The organism is Anaerococcus faecalis, assembly GCF_013371425.1.
Classification (GTDB): Bacteria; Bacillota; Clostridia; order Tissierellales; family Peptoniphilaceae; genus Anaerococcus; species Anaerococcus porci.
In genome coordinates this window covers 103,749-123,726 of the sequence record NZ_JABVBA010000002.1, presented here as the reverse complement: position 1 = coordinate 123,726, position 19,978 = coordinate 103,749, and the positions used below count along the sequence as shown (strand labels likewise).

Annotated in this window: 22 protein-coding genes, 1 tRNA gene and 1 pseudogene; 5 read left to right on the top strand and 19 right to left on the bottom strand. The window is 29.8% G+C overall.

The window, feature by feature from the left end; translation table 11 throughout:
- Positions 1 to 203: 203 nt before the first annotated feature.
- Genes HV819_RS02755 through HV819_RS02745 form a run of 3 tightly spaced genes read right to left on the bottom strand, consistent with a single transcriptional unit; the run spans position 204 to position 2,655 of the window.
- On the bottom strand, positions 204 to 1,001 hold the full coding sequence (locus HV819_RS02755) for a metal ABC transporter permease (protein ID WP_154539271.1): 798 nt from the start codon (positions 999 to 1,001) through the stop codon (positions 204 to 206).
- Positions 994 to 1,659, bottom strand: coding sequence for a metal ABC transporter ATP-binding protein (locus HV819_RS02750; protein WP_154539273.1), 666 nt, complete (start codon positions 1,657 to 1,659; stop codon positions 994 to 996). The genes HV819_RS02755 and HV819_RS02750 overlap by 8 nt, the downstream gene beginning before the upstream one ends.
- Positions 1,660 to 2,655 (bottom strand): metal ABC transporter substrate-binding protein, encoded by a 996-nt coding sequence (locus tag HV819_RS02745; protein ID WP_154539275.1) that lies wholly within the window; start codon positions 2,653 to 2,655, stop codon positions 1,660 to 1,662. It lies immediately after the preceding gene.
- A 91-nt stretch (positions 2,656 to 2,746) separates the two neighbouring features.
- Here HV819_RS02745 and HV819_RS02740 point away from each other — a divergent pair, with 91 nt between their 5' ends.
- Both HV819_RS02740 and HV819_RS11545 read left to right on the top strand, forming a co-directional pair.
- Positions 2,747 to 3,175: a Fur family transcriptional regulator gene (locus HV819_RS02740; protein WP_154539277.1), complete on the top strand. Its 429-nt coding sequence runs from the start codon at positions 2,747 to 2,749 to the stop codon at positions 3,173 to 3,175.
- Positions 3,176 to 3,294: 119 nt separating this feature from the next.
- Positions 3,295 to 3,567: a transposase gene (locus HV819_RS11545; protein ID WP_328700337.1), complete on the top strand. Its 273-nt coding sequence runs from the start codon at positions 3,295 to 3,297 to the stop codon at positions 3,565 to 3,567.
- A 140-nt stretch (positions 3,568 to 3,707) separates the two neighbouring features.
- Here the strand turns inward: HV819_RS11545 and HV819_RS11845 are convergent, their stop codons facing one another.
- From HV819_RS11845 to tnpA, 7 genes and pseudogenes are all read right to left on the bottom strand, one after another.
- Positions 3,708 to 3,827 carry an IS3 family transposase gene (locus tag HV819_RS11845; RefSeq protein WP_154539279.1) on the bottom strand — a complete coding sequence of 40 codons (120 nt, stop codon included), beginning with the start codon at positions 3,825 to 3,827 and terminating at the stop codon, positions 3,708 to 3,710.
- A 186-nt stretch (positions 3,828 to 4,013) separates the two neighbouring features.
- Positions 4,014 to 4,121, bottom strand: coding sequence for a DDE-type integrase/transposase/recombinase (locus HV819_RS11840; RefSeq protein WP_407654226.1), 108 nt, complete (start codon positions 4,119 to 4,121; stop codon positions 4,014 to 4,016).
- Between the two features lie 212 nt (positions 4,122 to 4,333).
- On the bottom strand, positions 4,334 to 4,555 hold the full coding sequence (locus HV819_RS11835; protein ID WP_407654227.1) for a transposase: 222 nt from the start codon (positions 4,553 to 4,555) through the stop codon (positions 4,334 to 4,336).
- A 175-nt stretch (positions 4,556 to 4,730) separates the two neighbouring features.
- A complete protein-coding gene (locus HV819_RS11540) occupies positions 4,731 to 4,832 on the bottom strand; it encodes a transposase (protein ID WP_320595544.1) in 102 nt (33 codons plus the stop codon).
- Positions 4,833 to 5,158: 326 nt separating this feature from the next.
- Positions 5,159 to 6,430 carry a dicarboxylate/amino acid:cation symporter gene (locus HV819_RS02715; protein WP_154539283.1) on the bottom strand — a complete coding sequence of 424 codons (1,272 nt, stop codon included), beginning with the start codon at positions 6,428 to 6,430 and terminating at the stop codon, positions 5,159 to 5,161.
- Positions 6,420 to 7,271, bottom strand: a complete 852-nt coding sequence (locus HV819_RS02710; RefSeq protein ID WP_176269444.1) for an SDR family oxidoreductase — start codon at positions 7,269 to 7,271, stop codon at positions 6,420 to 6,422. The genes HV819_RS02715 and HV819_RS02710 overlap by 11 nt, the downstream gene beginning before the upstream one ends.
- 213 nt (positions 7,272 to 7,484) lie before the next feature.
- Positions 7,485 to 7,967, bottom strand: a pseudogene (tnpA, locus tag HV819_RS02705) (IS200/IS605 family transposase).
- A 436-nt stretch (positions 7,968 to 8,403) separates the two neighbouring features.
- On the opposite strand from tnpA, the gene HV819_RS02700 reads away from it, so the two are divergent.
- Positions 8,404 to 9,000 (top strand): DUF4230 domain-containing protein, encoded by a 597-nt coding sequence (locus HV819_RS02700; RefSeq protein WP_154539287.1) that lies wholly within the window; start codon positions 8,404 to 8,406, stop codon positions 8,998 to 9,000.
- Positions 9,001 to 9,012: 12 nt separating this feature from the next.
- Here HV819_RS02700 and HV819_RS02695 read toward each other — a convergent pair whose 3' ends face one another.
- Positions 9,013 to 9,669, bottom strand: coding sequence for a YczE/YyaS/YitT family protein (locus HV819_RS02695; RefSeq protein WP_154539289.1), 657 nt, complete (start codon positions 9,667 to 9,669; stop codon positions 9,013 to 9,015).
- A gap of 121 nt (positions 9,670 to 9,790) precedes the next feature.
- Here HV819_RS02695 and HV819_RS02690 point away from each other — a divergent pair, with 121 nt between their 5' ends.
- Together HV819_RS02690 and HV819_RS02685 are read left to right on the top strand one after the other, a co-directional pair.
- A complete protein-coding gene (locus tag HV819_RS02690) occupies positions 9,791 to 10,300 on the top strand; it encodes a nucleoside 2-deoxyribosyltransferase (RefSeq protein ID WP_176269443.1) in 510 nt (169 codons plus the stop codon).
- 395 nt (positions 10,301 to 10,695) lie between these two features.
- Positions 10,696 to 11,391 carry a DUF542 domain-containing protein gene (locus HV819_RS02685; protein WP_154539293.1) on the top strand — a complete coding sequence of 232 codons (696 nt, stop codon included), beginning with the start codon at positions 10,696 to 10,698 and terminating at the stop codon, positions 11,389 to 11,391.
- Positions 11,392 to 11,760: 369 nt separating this feature from the next.
- On the opposite strand, the gene HV819_RS02680 is transcribed toward HV819_RS02685, so the two are convergent.
- The 8 genes from HV819_RS02680 to HV819_RS02645 all read right to left on the bottom strand — a co-directional run bounded on the left by HV819_RS02680 (position 11,761) and on the right by HV819_RS02645 (position 19,966).
- The gene (locus HV819_RS02680; RefSeq protein WP_154539295.1) at positions 11,761 to 12,027 is read right to left on the bottom strand and encodes a DUF6275 family protein; all 267 of its coding nucleotides are present in this window, start codon (positions 12,025 to 12,027) and stop codon (positions 11,761 to 11,763) included.
- Between the two features lie 205 nt (positions 12,028 to 12,232).
- The gene (locus HV819_RS02675) at positions 12,233 to 12,367 is read right to left on the bottom strand and encodes a toxin-antitoxin system HicB family antitoxin (RefSeq protein WP_154539297.1); all 135 of its coding nucleotides are present in this window, start codon (positions 12,365 to 12,367) and stop codon (positions 12,233 to 12,235) included.
- Positions 12,368 to 12,799: 432 nt separating this feature from the next.
- The gene (locus tag HV819_RS02670; protein WP_328700335.1) at positions 12,800 to 13,366 is read right to left on the bottom strand and encodes a minor capsid protein; all 567 of its coding nucleotides are present in this window, start codon (positions 13,364 to 13,366) and stop codon (positions 12,800 to 12,802) included.
- A gap of 651 nt (positions 13,367 to 14,017) precedes the next feature.
- Positions 14,018 to 14,091 (bottom strand) — tRNA-Arg (locus tag HV819_RS02665).
- A complete protein-coding gene (locus tag HV819_RS02660; RefSeq protein WP_176269442.1) occupies positions 14,082 to 14,882 on the bottom strand; it encodes a metallophosphoesterase in 801 nt (266 codons plus the stop codon). The genes HV819_RS02665 and HV819_RS02660 overlap by 10 nt, the downstream gene beginning before the upstream one ends.
- Positions 14,882 to 16,693, bottom strand: a complete 1,812-nt coding sequence (gene nadE / locus HV819_RS02655; protein ID WP_328700330.1) for an NAD(+) synthase — start codon at positions 16,691 to 16,693, stop codon at positions 14,882 to 14,884. The genes HV819_RS02660 and nadE overlap by 1 nt, the downstream gene beginning before the upstream one ends.
- A gap of 93 nt (positions 16,694 to 16,786) precedes the next feature.
- On the bottom strand, positions 16,787 to 18,028 hold the full coding sequence (locus tag HV819_RS02650; RefSeq protein ID WP_154539307.1) for an FprA family A-type flavoprotein: 1,242 nt from the start codon (positions 18,026 to 18,028) through the stop codon (positions 16,787 to 16,789).
- Between the two features lie 12 nt (positions 18,029 to 18,040).
- On the bottom strand, positions 18,041 to 19,966 hold the full coding sequence (locus HV819_RS02645; protein ID WP_154539309.1) for an acyl-CoA dehydrogenase family protein: 1,926 nt from the start codon (positions 19,964 to 19,966) through the stop codon (positions 18,041 to 18,043).
- Between the last annotated feature and the right edge of the window lie 12 nt (positions 19,967 to 19,978).

Below are 19,978 nucleotides of genomic sequence, written 5' to 3'. Positions count from 1 at the left end.
CTAACCTTTCTATTTATCTCTTTTAATAATTATAACATAGAAAAATAAGCACAAAAAAAGAGTCAATGCATATTGTAAATTTCTATCTTTGCAATATTACACGTTTCTCTTAGATAATTTGCTAACAAACTTACTTTCTCATTAAGATCAAACTATCTTAGAGAGACTTGTAATTGATTTTGCAAAGATTAATTCAATTTGCATCAACCCATCTTTTTGAATTTTTGGATTATTAAAGAAAGTACCATTCCAATTACTGCTATAACAACTATAGCCCCTCCTGGCTTTATTCCTAGATAAAAACTTGCTGATATACCTAACATCATATAAATTATTGCTATAATTATAGACTTTATAAAAGTTTCCTTATATGATTTTGATATCATAAGTGAACTTGCAACAGGTAAAACCATTAAAGATGATATCATCAAAGCTCCTACTGTTTTTGCTGAAATAGCAACCGTTATTGCAGTTAAAAATGTAAATATAGATGATACCAGTTTTGAATTAACTCCAGAAAGTCTCGCCATTAAAGGACTAATAGAATTATAAAGAAGTGGATAATAAAGGTAAAGACTAAATAATAATACTAGTAAAAAAATCACGCTTACTATAATTAAATCTTCCTTAGATACACTTGTTATTGAACCAAATAAAAATGATTCAAAACTCGTTCCACCAGGTGTAAAATCCGACATAATAGCTGCAAGTCCTATACCAAGACTCATTATAATTGCTGTTGCCATATCTCCAAAACTATTAAATTTTTTCCTTATTAACTCAATTGCAAAACTTGCTATAATACATATTAATACAGATGTAAATATAGGATTTATACCAATTATAAGTCCTAGGGCAACCCCTGCAAGTGATGAGTGAGAAAGAGCATCACCTATCATTGATGTCCTTCTATTTATCATCACAATACCAATCATAGGTATTATTATAGAAAGCATTAGTCCTACAAGTAGGGCTCTTTGCATAAATGCATAACTAAGCATCTACTATCCTTCCATTCTTAAGTCTAATTTCTCTTTTTGAAAAATCTCTTACAATATCCATCTCATGACTTATCATAAGAATTGTGATATTGTGTTTGTCATTTAAGTGTGTTAGAAGCTTTAAAAATTTTCTTTTAGATTTTTCATCAACCCCAACTGTAGGCTCATCTAAAAGAAGTACTTTTGGATCATTGACCATAGCTCTAGCTATCATAACTTTTTGAGCCTGTCCTCCTGAAAGCTTGTTAAAGGGCTCATCTATCAAATTCCCTATATTTAAAATATCGAAAATATCATCTACCTTTTCAAAGCACTTTTTACTTGGTCTATTAAAAATATTGAACTTATTATATAAGTTTAATACTACATATTCCCTGCTAGTTATGGGAAAGGACAATTTACTGGAATCATTGATTTGGGGTACATAACCAATTTTTGTATAGTCATTAAAGTCTTCTATAGCTTCTCCAAACAACTTAATCTCTCCAGATTTCTTTTTTAAATCATTTAATAGCAATTTTATTAAAGTAGATTTTCCCGATCCATTTTCACCTTGAATCGTCAAAAAATCTCCCTGATAAAGGTCAAAACTTAACCCTTTAAGGATATCTTCCTTATTATAGGAAAAATATAAGTCTTTAACTTCTACCTCTTTCATTTATTCTAGACTGCTTTCTATTAATTCGAGATTTTCTTTAAGTAATTCTTGAAGAGTTTTATTTTCTTTCAAATCTTCATCATTAGCATATTCTATAGTGTTTATAGGCTTTATATCAATAGATAATTCATCGGCAAGAGTTTTTACATTTTTATCAGAACCACCTTTTTCATAAAATACAACACTTATATTATTATCCTTAATGTAGTCTATAGCTTTTTTCATAGTATTAGCATCTGTTTCATTAGTAGATGTAATTGAAGTTAAGGCAATTTGTTCGAGATTATAATCTCTTGCAAGGTATGAGAAAGCTTCATGGTCAACTAAAATCTTTCTATTCTTCTTATTTTTTAATAAGTCACTATACTTACTGTCAATTTCTTCAAGTTCTTTTTTTATTTTTTCAAAGTTTTCTTGGTAATATTCTTTGTTAGTTGAATCTATTTCTCCTAATTTATTAGCTATATTATTAGCTTGAATTATTACATTCTTAGGAGACAACCAAATGTGTGGATCGTATAAACCATGCTCATGATGATCCCCTTCTTCATGGTGATCATGTTTATCCTCATCTTCATGATTATCGTGTTTATCTTCATGGTGATGGTCATCTTCTTCTGATTTTATTAAATCAACACCTTTTGATGAGTCTAAAATTTCTACATCTACTGAATTTCTCACACTATCTGCCCATGATTCCAAACCTGCTCCGTTTAAGATAAGAAGCTTTGCACCTGAAAGTTTTGCCATTTCTTTTGCTGATGGTTCAAAATCATGAACTTCTGTATTAAGATTAGTAAAAGATTCTACATTATACTTATCCCCTGCAATTTGTTTTGTTAAATTATATATAGGATAAAAAGATGCATAAATAGTTTCTTTGTTTTCACTTTTATTTACTTCATTTGAATTTATTTTATCTTTCGTTTCATTTTTTGCACACCCTGTTATAAATACACAAAGCACTAACAAGATACCTAGTAATTTTCTTTTCATATAACCTCCTTCTTGCAAATCATTTGCAGTGAATATTATATTATTATTTTATTTTTTGTCAATATGGTATATTATTAAAATAGAGGTGAAAATGGTGAATATAGAAGAAATACTAAGAGACAAGAAGTTGAGAGTTACCAAAAAAAGAATATTAATTTTAGAAATTATTATTGCAAATGAAGAACCTGTTTCTGCTGAAGAAATTTTTGATATATGTAAAAAAAAGAATAAAAATCTAGATCTATCAACTATTTATAGAAATCTAAATACAATGGCTGATGAAAATCTTCTATTAAAAAATACAAATTCAGACGGTATATCATATTTTCAATTAAATGATATTAACCATAAACACTTCATAACTTGCATAAGTTGTAATAGGAGGTTTATTTTAGATAATTGTCCTATACATAATATAGAAGACGAAATAGAATCAGAAACAGGCTTTTTGATAAAAGGACACAATTTTGAATTTACAGGAATATGTCCTGATTGCCAAAAAAAGCTCAAAAAAAATTAGGCCAGATGGCCTCAGATTGTCGACAAAGAGATTGTGTAAAGCACCAACAGAAGAACTAGTCTTAACAAACCTAGACATATTTGAAGATAAGTGATGTAAAAAGTATCCTATGTGTGTAAATTCATGGCAAAACAATTGGACTTAAACTTCTAACCTACTTCAAATACCCAGAAGGAATAAGAAAATTAATACATACAACAAAGACAAAGGAAAACTTCAATAGACAACTAAGAAAAGTAACTAAAAATAAAACAATATTTCCAAATGACTGCGCACTACAAAAAAGCTTGTACCTTGCAATGGTAGATGCCTCAAGCAAATGGGCAAGTAGAATTTGTGGCTGGGATCAAATCTTATCCCAATTATCAATATTTTTTGAAGGGAGGTTTTAAAAACAGGTAAAAAAACTATAAAATCAGCTGCAAATTTTCATGAAAATTTGACAGTTTGTTAAGTTCATATAAAATTAAGATAGGCTCCATTCCTATAGGAATGAACATCTATTGATACACAAAACTATTTACAGACCCACTCAGTATAATTTTTTGTCAAATAAATCAGTTCTTAACTCATCCAAAGACTCATATGACCTTCTATTTGTACATTCCTTCTTCAAAAACTTAAAGAAAGACTCACAAAACAGTATTATCATAATGATATCCCTTTTTAGAAAAAGAAGCTGTAATGCTTAATTCATCAAGTAAATTTTTAAAATCATGCCCGTATATTGGCTACCTTGGTCAGAATGAAAGATAAGATTTTCAGGATTACCACTTCTTATAAAGGCAGACTTAAGAGTATCACAAACAAGACTTGATTTTATAGAAAAATCAAGCTTCTAGGAAACTACACTCCTAGAAAACAAGTCAATAATAACACAAAGATAAGCATGCCTTCCATTAACTTTAAGATAGGTAATATCTAAAACCCAAACACAATTAGGCATACTGGAAGAAAAATCTTGTTTAACTAAATTTTATCTAGAAGCACTATCATTTACACTAACCCTTCTATTAGACTCAGGAGCATAAAAATGCTTGTAATAAGTAGACCCATTAACATTTAAAACCCTACAAAGAGTAGATAATTTATGCTCAAACCTAAGAGTGTGAATAGCATTTAATCGTTCTTTGAATATGGCAATGGCTTTTTTTAAAATTAAATTTTTTTCTCTAAGATAGCATTTCTTTTTTGCAATACTTTAATTTGCTTAGCAGTAAAAACCTCGCCAGTCTCAGTAGAAACACTAGCATACAGCTTAGTACATTTAGCAACGGTAGAAACTGAAACACCATACTCTCTAGCGAGAGAATTAATGGAGCGACCATTCTCATGAAGAGAAACAATGGACATTTTAAAATCTTCATCATAACGTTTAATAGTCCTAAAAGACCTCCTAACAATACAATAAAATATTTCGCATCATTTGTCTAGACAAATGACCTACAGTTCTATTTATTTGTCTACTTTTTTGACTATGTTCCATGTGTTTTGCATACATTGATACTATTTGATTTTCTATGTTGAAAATATCTTTTTCATATTTCCTTAAAGTCTATGGTTTAAAACTTCCTTCTCTATCTCGTGGAATAGATATATCTATGTTGCCATATGATGACCTAACTCTTTTCTTGCTGGAACCATTTCTTGTTTTTATACTTAGTGTTTTTTGACGGTATTTATAGTATATATGCTCATCAAGTTAGGACTTTAATATTTCCTTCCATTGTGCTATCTAAAAGTTCTTTAGGTTCTTGTTGAATATCTTGTATATTTTGGGATTGATATTCTTAAATTAATATTTTCGCTATTTTACTTACTCTTGTTTATGGTCTTTTTCTTGGCATAAAAATTCCTCCTGATTAGCTTTTCTTTATCCCAATCAGGAGGTCTATATACACAAAATTTTACACAGTCTCCTAGAATTTCACTTCTAACTCATTATAAATTTATCTATACTATGAAAGCATTAAAAACCTATTTTTATGTTCTTTTATTAAATTTCTCTTTATCGAAATTTCCTACAGTATTTGCAACTATTATTGTACCTGCAGCATCTCCTGTGATATTAATAGCTGTCCTTGCCATATCAAGAATTCTATCTATACCCATAATCATTGCTATACCTTCAACTGGAAGTCCTACTGAAGTAAGTACCATTGAAAGTGTTACTAGACCAACTGATGGTATACCAGCTGTACCAACTGATGCTATAGTTGCTGTTAATATTACTGTTAAAAAGTCATTTAAACTTAAGTTAATTCCATAAGCATTTGCTATAAATACAACAGCTACACCTTGCATTATTGCTGTACCATCCATATTTACTGTAGCTCCTAATGGGATAGTAAATGATGATATTTTTTTATCTACACCTATGTCTTCTAAGGTTTGTATATTTATTGGTACAGTTGCATTAGATGAAGCTGTAGAAAAAGCAAAGGTCATTACTGGAAAGTACCTTTTCAAGAAAACAAAAGGATTTATTCTTACAAAAACGGTAAGTAATAATAAATAGACTACAAAAAGCTGGAATCCTAAACCTAATATAACTGACGCCATATAGGATAACATGGATAAGATTACATCATATCCTAAATTTGCAAAAGTTCTTGCAATAAGGAAAAATACGCCTATTGGAGCAATTTTCATAACTGCCATGGTCATGCTCATCATAAGATCATTCATTTCAGTTATAATATTTCCTAAAGTTTCCATCCTATCTTCCATTCCAGCTATCAAAAGTCCGACTATAACTGCAAATATTATTATTTGTAGCATGTTTCCCTTTGCTAAGGCTTCTATTGGATTGGTTGGAATCATATTAAGAATTGTATCTTTCATTGAAGTTTTCTCAGCTGTCTCCATTGCAAATTCATTTGATCCAAGACTCATATTCATTCCCTTACCAGGTCCAATTATTGATGCTATAATTAATGCAATAACTATAGCCAAAGCTGTGGTTAATAGATAAAATGATACTATTCTTATACCAACCTTACCTAAAGTCTTCGTATCTCCCATATTTCTACAACCATCTGCGATTGAGAAAAATACTAGAGGGACAACAAGCATTTGCATAGCCCTTATAAACATTTGTCCAATCACATAAAAGACCCCTTCAATTAGGATGTCATCTTTGATATGTCCTGCTGGTACAAAGTAGTGCATTATAATTCCTAGTATCATACCAGATATAAGTGCTATAAATATTTTTGAAGTAAGACCTGTTTTTTTATTTACTTTACGCTCCATAGCCGTACTCCTTTCTTAGATAGTCTTCTAGGGCATCTTCCCAAGATTTAAAAGTATTTTTACCTAGTAAGTCTAGTAAGTAATTATCCATCCCCCTAAAAGCAGGTTCAAATTCTACCCTATCACTATCCCTAATTTCTTCAATTTCTGCTTCTATCTTTGTAAAATCTATTATTTTTTGGGCAAAAGTTTTAAAAGAACAAGTTCCTCCACATGAAGCGTGATATATTCCATAAGCATTTGTACCCATTATGGATAATAAAAATTTCGTAAGTTCGTAAGTGGAAGTTGGTGATCCATATCTTGATTTAGGAACTTTAACAAGACCACTTTTGGCTTGTTCAATAATTTTTTCAACTAAGTTATTTTCTCTAGAATAAAGTCTTGATACTCTAACTATGAAATAACTATTAGCAAATGTTTTTACAAACTCTTCACCCAAATATTTACTTTTTCCATAAACTGTTTTTGGCTTTGGTGTATCAATTTCCTTATATGGATGAATTGTTTCTCCATCAAATACATCGGCTGTCGATAAGTGAACTAATTTTGCCCTTACTCTATTGGATGATATGGCAATATGTTTTGCTCCCAACGCATTTAATAAATATGCCTTATCTGGATTATCCTCACATTCTTGTCTTTTAGAAAGTCCAGAGCAGTTAATTATAATTTTTGGTCTATTTCTATCTATAAATAAATTAACTTCATTTTGATTTGTAATATCTACTTCTTCTTTATCTGTAGCTATAATTTCAGCTTCCAGTGGATCTAGGTATCTAACTAAGGTAGAGCCTAATCTACCATGAGCACCTGTTATCCATATTGTATTTATTCTCATAGTTTTTCCTTTCTAAATATATTAATATATTGTATTATATCATATTGCAATTAATTTGTCATTTATTTTTTCTAATAAGATTTTGATTATATATAAATCAAAACTACCAGCTTAGCTGGTAGTTTGCACAGCTCCTATAAGGCGCGAATATAGGCACGCCCCTATTGGGGCTGTCGAGTATTCTGTCACATGCAACACTATCCCAACTACTGCTTAAGCAGTTTTTTTATTTTTTTTATTTACTGACTCTCCCGTGAACGGGTCATAGTACTCTTTTATACTTATTTGGTCTGCATAGTAATCTTCTTTTAATTGATTTTGTATATATTCTTTTATTTTCTTTTCATTTCTTCCTTCTGTATCTACATAATATCCTCTGCACCAGAAGTGTCTATTTCCTTATTTATATTTTAAGTTAGCATAACGATCAAAGATTATCAGTGAACTTTTGCCTTTTAAATATCCCATTATTTGTGATATCGAATATTTTGGTGTGATTTCCAATAGCATATGCACATGATCTGGGCAAAGCTCTGCTTCAATTATATTTATTCCTTTTCTTGTACATAGTTCTCTGAGTATACTTCCTATATCTTTTCTTAATTGTTTGTATATTACTTGTCTTCTATATTTCGGTGCAAAAACTATATGATATTTGCATCTCCATTTGGTATGTGATAAAGTGTTTTTGTCCAACTTATCCTCCTTTATTTAATTGTGCATGTGACTATCACAATTATACTTTTTGGAGGATTTTTTGGTGCTTGAAGCTAAAGCTTAATTCCTCCATCTGCATAGCAGGTGGTTTATTATTTCGCTCGCATTCGCTCACTCAACTCACTAAAGTGCACAAAATAAACCCAGAAGGATAGGCTAAGAAACCTATCCTCCTGGGCTTTTATCCCTCTGGTGTAATACTTTCAAAAAAATATCGTACCGCTTGGTCTTGAATTAACAGATCCCTAGGTACACTTTCGCCCAATTTTCTTGAGCTTATCCTTAGTTCATGTTCATAATACCAAGGTAAAAATTAAAAGTCAAGAACAATTTCAAACTTTTTAAAACATCTTAAAATTCTCAAGTTGAAAATTTTAAGATAAGGGTATAGTGATAAATAATTGGAGGAGGAGTTATGAGAAATTCATTAAGTAAAAAAATCAAAAATATATTAACAATACTTTTATTATTAGCTCTTATATTTCTTGGATTTAAATATTATAAGGAAAATCAAAAAACTAGAATAGATGATAAAATAATCACAAGTAAAATTGAAGGAGTTAAAGAATTAACTACACTTAAATATTCTTATACAAATATGGCTCAATTTGAAAATTCAAATAAATTTAATGGATTTGATATACCCTTTACCCAAAAGAAATTTATAGTAGCATATGATGGTCTTATTAATTTTGGAGTCGACTTAGATGATATGGACATAAGTATTAGAGGAAAGAATATTGATATAAGTCTTCCTGATTCAAAGGTTCTTTCCCATGAAATTTATGAAGATTCTTTGAAAGTTTTTGATCAAAAAACTTCTATTTTTAATCCAATTAAGGTAGAAGATTATAATGATTTTTCTAAAACTCAAAAGAAAGTCGTAGAAAAAAAAGCTATAGATAAAGGCTTACTTGATGAAGCCAATAAAAAATGCAAGAAAGCAATTGAAGAGATACTTAATGTAGATGCGAATCTTGAAGAGTATAAAATAAATATAAGTTTTAAATAAGGGATACCTCCCTTATTTTTTTATATTTAGTATTGAAAGCAAAGGATCATTTATATGTTTTAAGATAATATTTACTATGGAACCTGTAAGTAGGGCCGATAGAATTGTCCCCTCTCTTGTTCCCTCTATACTTCCAAAAAATATTAGTGACAAAATAACTGAAAGTATTACACATGATGTATCAAATCCAATCTTAACCTTACCAAAATCTAAATCTTTTTTCTCAGATATAACTTTGACAAAAGCCTCTCCAGAATTTAAGATAACATCTGCTACAACAGTTATACTTATACCAAGACTTAGGATAAGAATACCTATAATTAGAAAAATTAGAGATTGTAGGTAAGAGTCAATTCTGAAATTAGATATAAAATAGAGTCCTAAATCTGTAAAGTATCCAAATAAAAACGAAATTGGAACTTGTATAAGTTGATATATTTTAAAATTCTTTCTAAGAATCAAAATTTGACCTATAATTAATAATATGTTCCATATAATAATGAATTTTCCAAGGCTAATATCTGTCGTTTTTATACTAAAAACATTAGGTATTGATGATATTGGAGTAACTCCAAGTTCTGCAAACTTTATCATTGCAATTCCAACACTCATAATAAAAAGACCTAAAATAAATAGTCCAATTCTTTTAAGAAAATCAATTTTATTCATTGAATCCCACCTTTATAATATTTATTTTTATAACATTATACTTTGATTGTTAATGATAGTAAATTTTAAAAATTTTTTTGATATAATATAATTAGTATATGATTATAAGGAGGATAAGTAAATGAAAGTATATTTAGGATGTGATCTTTTCACAGAAGGTCAAAGATGGCAAGCTAAAGAATTACAAGAAAAAATAGAAAAAGAATTTCCAGAAATTGATTTATACAATCCTGCAGATAATGAGGATATAAATGATAAATCAAAAGGATTCGCTGCAAATTATGAGATACTTTTAGCAGATTATGATAGACTTAAAAAATCTGATATATTAATAGGCCTTATGGATACCAAAGATTTGGGTCTTGCAGCAGAAATGGGCATAGCCTTTGAGAGAGGTATGGCTATTTTTCAACTTTATACTGATATTAGACTTGAAGGAAATGAAAAAGATGATAAATTTAATGAAATGAAAAATGATATATTTCAGAATGATTTCTTATATATAAATAAACTTGTTACAGGACTTTCCTATGCTGACAAGAAGGGAAATATATTTGAAAAACCAAGAATTTATCATAAAAAAGAAGATTTAATTAAAGATGTAATATCATATATTAAAGAAAATAAATAAACAAAACTATCAGCTTAGCTGGTAGTTTGAATAACCTATAAAATATGAATACTGGCAACAATATCCAAATTTTGATATTTACCCTCTTTACTGGACAATGAACTTAGCCCCAAAAGTCGGACATAAAAAAACAATTTGGAAGGTCAGTTTAGAATATAACAATTATAGTTTTTGTAGTTTTTTTGTTGCTTGAAGCTAAAGCTTAATTCCCCCACCTGCATAGCAGGTGGTTTTTTGTTTCACTCGTGCTCGCTTAACTCACTAAAGTGAAACAAAAAAATTAAATAAAACTAAGATGTTTATCTAATCTTTCTACAATCTATTTCTGTAACTTTAGTTACAGAAATTTTTTTATATTTATATTATTCTATATATAGAAAAAGAAAGGAAGTATTATGAATGAAATAAAATTAGATGATAGATTAAATGATATAGTAAAAAAATTACCACAAAGTATAGATTATTTCAACAAAAAAGATATTGACTATTGTTGCCATGGAGATGACAGTCTTAAAATTGCAACAGAAAAAAGAAAGCTAAATCAAGATAAAATACTAAGTGAACTTAAAGAATTTATAAAAGAAAATAAAAGTATCAAAAACTTAAGTATTGATGAATTTAAAGATAAAAATACCAAAGATAAGATAAGTCATATAGAAAGTTACCACCATGACATAGAAAGAGAGATGCTTGAAGATATCGACAAACTTTTAAGTAAGATTCTTCTAGTTCATTATAAAAATCATGGATATGAGCTAAAAGAGACCTATACTATATTCTTACAAATAAAGGGACACCTAAAAGCTCACCTTGCAAAAGAAGAAAAAATTACCTTTCCTAAATTTGAAAATCTAGATTGTGAAAATATACTTTCACATATATATGACCTAGAAAAAGAACACGAAGATATGGGAGACTTAATAGGAAATCTAAAAAAAGTCACAAAAAATTTCACCCCACCAAAAGATGCCTGTAACACTTACAAACGTGCTTTCTCAAAACTAAAAGAGCTAACAGAAGATATTTACCTTCATATATTCAAAGAAAACTCTATACTTTTTAAAGAAATAAGAAGAGAAAGTCTCATATAAAAGCTGTTGCAATCTAAGGTGACTATAAAGTTAGACCTAATGAAATGAGACTGTGTAAAATTTTGTGTATCAGCTCACAAGCTATCTGATATATACCCTCCTTACTGGTTTGTCCAGTAAAGAGGGTACACTTCAATCAGGGGGGGGAGCTGACACACAAAACTTCTCAAATAGCCAAAGTTATAATAATACTTGTAAAACACTCACAACAATATATATAGTGTACTTCCTATCAATTTATCTTACCTCTTCTGCCATAATTATCTCCATAATTTAAAGTTATAATGCTTAACTATCCTTAAAGTTTAACGTCATTAAAGCTTGGACAATAAAAAAGACGGTACAAACCGCCTTGATTAACTAATTATTTTATCCTATTAGTTCTCCATTACTAACTAATATGTTTTCTTGCTTTTTATAAATATCAAAATAAGTTTCTTGTTTATCTCCATTATAAGTACACTCAACATACACACCATCAAACAAGGTGGTAGAAATCAACACTTTATTATTTTGCAAAGTCTTACAAGACCAAACCACAAAAATATCTTCAATCTCTAAACTTTTACCAAACTTTTCAGAATAATATTTTATAAGCCATTCCTTACATGCTTTTTGAAACTTGTAACTATCCATATCTTTCTCCTTTGATTAATTTCTAAAACGATGATATAATATAAATAAAACAAGGCACATATGTGACCCCCTTAAAAGGAATTTCCTTCGGGTCGCACCATGTGTCTTGTTGATTTTTTTAATTTTTTATGGTATATTTATTGTAAATAAAGACTAATCACTGTCCGTGAAACCTTATGGTGGAGATGGTGGTTAGTCTTTTTCTTTACTTGTTTTTAAAATATTCAATTAATATTAACCTTACTAATGCAGCCATTGATAAGCTCTTTTTATCAGCTTCTTCTTTAATTTTTTTGTGCAATTCTTCAGGTATTTTAAAATTTAACACTTTATCTGCCATTAATCCCTCCTCGCACTACAATAATACTACTGTTTTAGTAGTGCGTCAAGAAAAAAATTAAATAATAGATAAATTCGTACTAAAAAAGCACATCCTAACTCGAATGTGCTTTAAACATAGGTGGGACTGCCTCCTCTCCCACATTTCTATAAAATAGCGTTATCGGCAGATTTCTTAACCTCTATGATTAATTTTATTATACTACTAACTATCTGATTTGTAAAAAGTTTTAAACCTTCTAGTTTGACTTCTCACACTTCTATTTCTAGTTTTCATATAGTGTATCACATATCCTTCTGTTTTTTTAACTATTCCCATTTCAGAGTAATGTTTATTATCTAGTTTTTTATAAAATAATATTCTATCTTTTGACTTATCTCTACTTTCTGTAATTAAATCTGGCTTATCTATAGATTCAAAAAGGTTGTTAAACTAATGTTTAGCTAATTCATTACCATGCCTTTTTATTATTCTTATTATATCGTGTTTGGAAACATAAATATCATTAAAATCTACAGGAATTAATTTATTTATCTTATTAGGTAAATTTCCTAAATAATATTTGTCTTGAGAAAAAATATTATTTAGTGAAGGTTCATCTTCAACGCTATCATAATACTTTTCAATTTCATCTTTTAAAATATCTTTATCATCTATTTTATCATCAAAATAAGCAACAGTAGTACACCTGCACCTAGGATGCCATAAAGGTATATTATCTCCCTCAACAGCCTCAGAGATTTTAACAATATCCCCATTATGAGGACTACAATGCCTACAAGCTGTAGGCTCGGTCATTATTTCCAAATACTCATAACCGCCATCTTTATAGGCTTCAATTTGTGTTTGTATCCATACCCTGCCGCTTTCTGTATAAGCTAACCTTTCAGTAGCACTTGTGATATTTTTAATATCCTTGCTAACTAAATCTCTTAATTTTCTAGCAAACTCTCGCGGATTCTTACCTTGAATTACTATAGATTCAAGATTTCTTTCAATTCGTCTTGATAATTCCCTCGTATCTCGCCAAACCCTATCAGAAAAATGGGCATTGTAATAATCTTGACTAACAATAAGGCTTGTCCTTCTTTCTATTCCTCTTTAGTCTATATAATATATACTTGACTAAGAAAAGAAGAAATCCTACCCTAAAGTACAAGACATAGACTTTTTTTAAAAAACCTTATAGTAAACAAAAATCTATCCAAAGCAAAAAGGTCATAGCAAGTCCTAAAACCAAAAGTTCATATAAAACTATTTCAATAAGCAAATCATTTAAGATAATGACATCTAACACAATTAGAATCAAGAATATTAAATATAAAAGAATACATCTGTATTACTCAATCAGGTGACTTAAAATACTAAACAGTTCAAAAAAAAGATTTGAAAGAATAATCAAAAAATACAAATCAATAAAAATAAAACTCCACTCTTTAAGACACACTAACGTATCTTTGTTCTTTGAAGTATGGATAGTATCAAAAATTTACAATATCAACTAGGTCACAGTACAGCGAGAATATCTATATTCATATAATCAAGGCATAAGAAGAAAAAAACGCCGAAAAGTTTCAAAAATTCATGCTAACATAAGAACAAAAAATAAGATAGCTTGTAAATACTAAAAATAAGCTATCTTATAAATAATGGCACGCCAGAGAGGAATCGAACCCCCATCTTAAGCTTCGGACACTTTTGTTTTACCATTAAACTACTGACGCTTATTAATAGTAATATTTGAAAATTGTATCCTATTTAAAAACCTTAAATTCATGAGGGTATTTCCTAGCCCTGAATCAATATATATTGTCGTATTTTTATATCTCTTTACTCCCTTATCAAATTTCGGAAAAACTCCTTCTCCCGGAGCAAATAAGGCCCCTATAAAAGGAATTCTAACCTGACCACCATGGGTATGACCTGAAAATACAAAGTCCATACTATCATCTATATTATCTCTTACATTTTTTGAGTAATGGCTCAATATTATATTTAAACTATTATCTTCAGGTTCATATTTACTAAAATCATAATTGTAATAAGTAATACCATATACATATACTAAATTATCTTTAAGTTTTAAAATCTCCCCTTCATTTTTCAGATAATCAATATTTAACATCCCAATTTCACTGATAAACTCATCAAGCATAGGTCCTGCTTCTTCATGATTACCAGTAATATAATATGTTTTTATACCGAGGCTTGATATTTCCTTTAGAAAATCAACTGCCTTATCAAATTTTTCTTTTACTCCATAATCATTTATATCTCCTGTTAGAATAATAATATCTGGATTAAATTTTAATATCTTATTCTTGAAATCATCCATATTTTTTAATACATTGGAATGAAAGTCGCTTACCTGAGTGATTTTTATCTTCTTATCTACTTTATCACTTAATAAATTTACCTTAACTTCTTTAGCCCACCTACATTGATAATATATGTATAGGTAAAGACCAAGAGCTAATAGTAAAATCAAAAATAATATTAATATTAAGTTTCTCATTATATAGTTTCTAAGCTTTCTACAAATATTTTAGAACTCATATCTGATGGTAACATAAATCCAGTCCTAGGAGAAAAAGATATCTTAGTTATAGCTGGTCCATCAACAGATACTGACCTTTTGAATTGACTATTTGTAAGCCTCTTATAAAAGGATATTAGCCACTTTTTAATAGTTTCTTTGCTATATTCTTCTTTAAATGCTACACTTGCTTTTTTATAAATTTCTTTTGCGCTAATATTATTTAAAAATTCATATGTGAAAAAGTCTATAAGTTCATAAGGTCCTATTATATCTTCTGTCTTTTGGCTTATGTTTCCATCATCATTGCTTTTAAGTTCCGGTGATATAGGGGTTTTTAGAATATCATTTAATACTTGCCTTAAATCTTCATTTTCTGTAACTTCTACAAGGTATGAAACTATATATCTTAGTTCAGTTTTTGTAAGTGATGAGTTTAGGGTATAAGATGACATATGATCACCATTGTAGGTTGCAAAACCTTGAGAGATTTCTGACTTATCTCCTGTCCCAATTACCAATGCATTTTTCATATTACCTATATCAAAAAGAATTTGGGTTCTTTCTCGAGCTTGAGAATTTTCATATGCAATATCTTTAGTGATGCCATCATGTCCTATATCTTTTAAATGAAGATTTAAAGAATCTTTTATAACTATTTCATTAAGTTTTATGCCCAAAGCTTCGGATAGTTTATAAGCGTTTGATTTTGTTCTCTTGCTTGTACCGAAAGCAGGCATGGTATAAAGATGAATATTTTCAAAAGGTAAATTCACCTTTTTAAAAGCATGGACTATAAATAAAAGTGTCATGGTTGAGTCAAGACCACCACTTAATCCTAAAATTACATTTTCACACCCTATAGCCTTCATTCTTTGTATAAGAGCTGATGAAACTATGTCAAATACATCTTCTACATACATTTTCTTATCACAATCTTTTGGAAGATATGGAAATTTATCATAATATTCTAAATCATTTACTAAATTATTAAAGTGATGCCCATCTAGAAATTCTTTTTTGTTAAGGTCAAATCCCTTTACTATATCCACACTTTCGTTTCTCTTATAGTTTTTGATTTTTCCATCATTTGCTATAATATTTAATCCTTCATATACAAAGTCTGTTGAGCTTTCTCCCAAACCTGAATTTGCTGATAAATAAAGTGTATTTTGGGATAAAAATTCTATTTTATTCTTAACATCATTAAAAGAGCCTGCATATCTAATATATGATGCTGGATTTAGGACTATATCAATTTTATCTTCACTTTTTGAAATAAGAGAATCAGCGATTTCCTTATACTCATTCTCCCCAATAGAAAGTGCTATATTCAGACCATCTATATTTATTGATTTTTGATTGAAAATTACAACAAAATCATCTTCTACGTTAATATGGTCTATTTTTTTAGTAGAAAAGACATTTTTTTCATAATCTTTTAACTTATCTTTAGTAAATGCTCCCAAGATATCTCCAGATTTAATAAGTAAGACTGTATTAAAAAGATCATAGCCATCTTTTATTACAAGACCTATACTAAATATTAGGTCATAATCTTTAGAAAATCTCTTTAAGTCTATCAAAGCATCCTTGGATTTTTTTATAATTTCTTCATTTTTATACCCATCATAAAGGCTTGCTCCTATTAAGGATAACTCTGGGAAAAGTAGGATATTTACCCCTTCTTTTTCAGCCGCTATTATAGCTTTTTTTATTATTTCTTTATTATAGGATATATCTCCTATTTTTATTTCAAAGTTACTTGCTCTTAATTTTAAATAATCCATCAATAAAACCTCTCATAAAAAGTCTTTACTTTCTAATTATATCTTTTTAGAAAAAAACTGCCACAGTTTCCTGTGGCAATTTTGTTTTTATTTTTATTTCTTTTGTTCTTTAGCTTTTTGGATTTCTTCTCTTCTTTTCTTCATAGATTCAAATATACCATCAACTAATGCATCCATATCAGCTTCTTTATTAGATTTAAGTGATGAAACTATATTAACTTGTTCTGGAAGAACGTCTATTAATTTCATTTCTTCATCTAAGAATTTTTCCATCTTATCAGCTGCTGTTGGTGCCCATGTACCGTTATCCATTAGTGATACTGCCCTATTTTGGATATTTAGTGCTGCCATATCATGGATAAAGTCTTTCATCTTTGGATAGATACCAAGGTTATATGTTACTGAAGCAAGTACTATATTTGAATATTTAAATGCATCAGCTATCAAATATGAAACATCTGTATTTGATACATCTCTTAAGGAAATATTTGTCATTCCTCTATCGCATAATTTTGACGCTAGAGCTTGTGCAGCATATTCTGTATTTCCATACATAGATGCATAAGCTATTAGTACACCCTCTTCTTCAGGTTGATAGCTTGACCATTTATCATATTTATCAAGAATGTATCCAAAGTCTTTTCTCCATACTAAACCATGAAGTGGACAAATATATTTAATATCAAGTGTTGCAGCTTTTTTAAGTACTGCTTGAACAAAGGTACCATATTTACCAACTATGTTTGTATAGTATCTTCTACCTTCATCTAACCAATCTCTATCCCAATTAACTTCGTCTGCGAAAAGTCTTCCATCATTTGATTTAAAAGATCCAAAAGCATCTGCTGAAAATAATACCTTATCTGTTAGGTCATATGTCATTAAAACTTCTGGCCAGTGAACCATTGGTGCTTCTACAAATGTATATTCATGCTTACCAAATGAGATTGAATCCCCTTCTTTAACTTCTATATATCTATCATCTATATGGTATCCAAATTGTCTCATAAATAATACAGCTTTTTCACTAGCAATTATTTTAACATTTGGATAATAGTGAAGAATTAATTCTATAGCAGAACAATGGTCTGGTTCCATATGTTGGATTATCATATAGTCAAGATCACGATCTCCTAAAACTCTAGATATATTTATGATATATTCTCTAGTAACAGCCCAATCTATTGAGTCAATTAATACTGTTTTTTCATCCATTAATAGGTATGAGTTATAAGATACACCATCTATAGGAAAAATATTTTCAAATAGAGCTAGTCTTCTATCGTCTCCACCTACATAATATAAGTCGTCTGTAACTTTTCTAACTGTATACATATATTCCTCCAACTACTTTCTATCTTCTGGTACATCCATTTTAATAAATTGATCTTTGGCTTCACCTGAAACTGGAGATACCCAATTATCTGGTAATTTATCAAATGGTGTTCCTGGTTCTATTCCATTTTCTGGATCTCCTTCTTCAGGATTGTATTCGTATCCAGAACCTGTATCTACATAGATTGGGTTTGTAGGTGCCATTTTTCTTGGTTTAGATCTTTTCATTTTCTTCATTGGTGGTGCTGGTTTCTTTTCTTCACCATTGTCAAGTTCTTTAATTAATAGTGGAAGAATTTCCATAGCATCACCTACTATACCATAGTCACAGTTTAAGAAGATTGGTGCATTCTTAGAGTTATTTATTGCAACTATTGTTGAAGCATTTTTAATTCCTTTTAAGTGTTGTCCTGCCCCAGATACACCTACACCTATATATAAGTTTCCTTTAAATGTTTGACCACTCATACCTACATATCTATCAAGATCAACATATTTTAATGTTTCTGCGACTGGTCTAGATGATGAAATAGCTGCTCCTGCTTGATATGCTAAATCTTCTATAAGTTTCATATTCTTTTTATCACCTATACCACGTCCAGCTACTACTATTCTTTCAGCTTCTTGAACAGGTGTATAAGGATCAATGCCTACAGTGAAGTCATATCCGTCCTTTTTAAGTGCTGCCACAAGGTTTTTAACTGCTTCTTTAGGATCTCCTTCATAGATTTCACGTTTTCTAACTCCTGCGATGGGTCCAGACTTCTTGTTTGAACCTGCCGCTTTCATCTTAGGTGCTTTTCCTACTGTGTGAGCTCCGACTACAACTCTCATTATTTCATTTGTACCTTCATAAATTTGTGTAATCTTTGCATCTCTGTAGAATCTTTCTACATCTATACCCTTGATAAATCCTGAACCACCGTATAATTGTAGAGCTTCTGATGTTATTTTCTCAGCTAAATCTGATGCAAATTGTTTTGCCATAGCTGCATCTGCTGAATATCTTTCGTGATTTTCTTTTAGTTCTGCTGCAGAATAAATCATAAGTCTTGCAGCTTTTAGATATGTTGCCATATCAGCAAGTTTAAAGGTATTTACTTGAAGATGAGCTATTGGAAGACCAAATTGTTCTCTTTCCTTAGCATATCCTAGAGCTGACTCATAAGCTCCTTGACCTATACCTAATGCTTGAGATGCTATACCAATCCTACCACCATCAAGGGTTGCCATAGCAATTTTAAATCCTTGTCCTTCTTTACCTAGTAAGTTTTCTTTAGGAACTTTAACATTCTCAAAATGAAGTTCTGCAGTTGTTGATGATCTTATACCCAACTTATCATAGTGGTCTGAGAAAGTAAATCCTTCGAAATCTTTTTCAACTATGAATGCAGATATACCATGAGTTCCAATACCAGGTGTTGTTACTGCAAATACAACATATGTATCAGCCTTAGGCGCATTTGTTATAAAGATTTTTTTACCATTTAATATATAATTATCGCCATCAAGTTCAGCTGTTGTTTCTGTACCACCAGCATCACTACCAGCATTTTCTTCTGTTAAACCAAATGCTCCAATCTTTTCCCCTTTAGCAAGTGGAATTAAATATTTTTTCTTTTGTTTTTCTGTACCAAAAGCAAAAATTGGCCATGTTCCTAAAGATGTATGTGCTGAACAAATTACACCAACACCTCCGTCTACTCTAGATAATTCTTCTACTGTTATAGCATAGCTTATAACATCAAGACCTTGACCACCATATTCTTTAGGATAAGGAATTCCTAAAAATCCTAATTTACCCATTTCTTTTACAATATCATCTGGGTATTCGTTATTTTGGTCTAAGTCAAAAGCAATTGGCTTTATTTTTTCTTCAGCAAATTCTCTTACTTTTTTACGTAAAGCTTCATGCTCTGCTGTTGTTTTAAAACGCATATATTCCTCCTA

Coding starts and splice junctions, on each gene's coding strand:
- HV819_RS02745 (WP_154539275.1), bottom strand. CDS start 2,655: ATGAAAAGAAAATTACTAGGTATCTTGTTAGTGCTTTGTGTATTTATA.
- HV819_RS02680 (WP_154539295.1), bottom strand. CDS start 12,027: ATGGATAGTTACAAGTTTCAAAAAGCATGTAAGGAATGGCTTATAAAA.
- HV819_RS11845 (WP_154539279.1), bottom strand. CDS start 3,827: ATGATAATACTGTTTTGTGAGTCTTTCTTTAAGTTTTTGAAGAAGGAA.
- HV819_RS02685 (WP_154539293.1), top strand. CDS start 10,696: ATGAATGAAATAAAATTAGATGATAGATTAAATGATATAGTAAAAAAA.
- HV819_RS02650 (WP_154539307.1), bottom strand. CDS start 18,028: ATGTATACAGTTAGAAAAGTTACAGACGACTTATATTATGTAGGTGGA.
- HV819_RS02715 (WP_154539283.1), bottom strand. CDS start 6,430: ATGGAGCGTAAAGTAAATAAAAAAACAGGTCTTACTTCAAAAATATTT.
- HV819_RS02740 (WP_154539277.1), top strand. CDS start 2,747: ATGGTGAATATAGAAGAAATACTAAGAGACAAGAAGTTGAGAGTTACC.
- HV819_RS11840 (WP_407654226.1), bottom strand. CDS start 4,121: ATGCCTAATTGTGTTTGGGTTTTAGATATTACCTATCTTAAAGTTAAT.
- HV819_RS02750 (WP_154539273.1), bottom strand. CDS start 1,659: ATGAAAGAGGTAGAAGTTAAAGACTTATATTTTTCCTATAATAAGGAA.
- HV819_RS02700 (WP_154539287.1), top strand. CDS start 8,404: ATGAGAAATTCATTAAGTAAAAAAATCAAAAATATATTAACAATACTT.
- HV819_RS02695 (WP_154539289.1), bottom strand. CDS start 9,669: ATGAATAAAATTGATTTTCTTAAAAGAATTGGACTATTTATTTTAGGT.
- nadE (WP_328700330.1), bottom strand. CDS start 16,693: ATGGATTATTTAAAATTAAGAGCAAGTAACTTTGAAATAAAAATAGGA.
- HV819_RS02690 (WP_176269443.1), top strand. CDS start 9,791: ATGAAAGTATATTTAGGATGTGATCTTTTCACAGAAGGTCAAAGATGG.
- HV819_RS02710 (WP_176269444.1), bottom strand. CDS start 7,271: ATGAGAATAAATACAATATGGATAACAGGTGCTCATGGTAGATTAGGC.
- HV819_RS02675 (WP_154539297.1), bottom strand. CDS start 12,367: ATGGCAGATAAAGTGTTAAATTTTAAAATACCTGAAGAATTGCACAAA.
- HV819_RS02755 (WP_154539271.1), bottom strand. CDS start 1,001: ATGCTTAGTTATGCATTTATGCAAAGAGCCCTACTTGTAGGACTAATG.
- HV819_RS02645 (WP_154539309.1), bottom strand. CDS start 19,966: ATGCGTTTTAAAACAACAGCAGAGCATGAAGCTTTACGTAAAAAAGTA.
- HV819_RS02660 (WP_176269442.1), bottom strand. CDS start 14,882: ATGAGAAACTTAATATTAATATTATTTTTGATTTTACTATTAGCTCTT.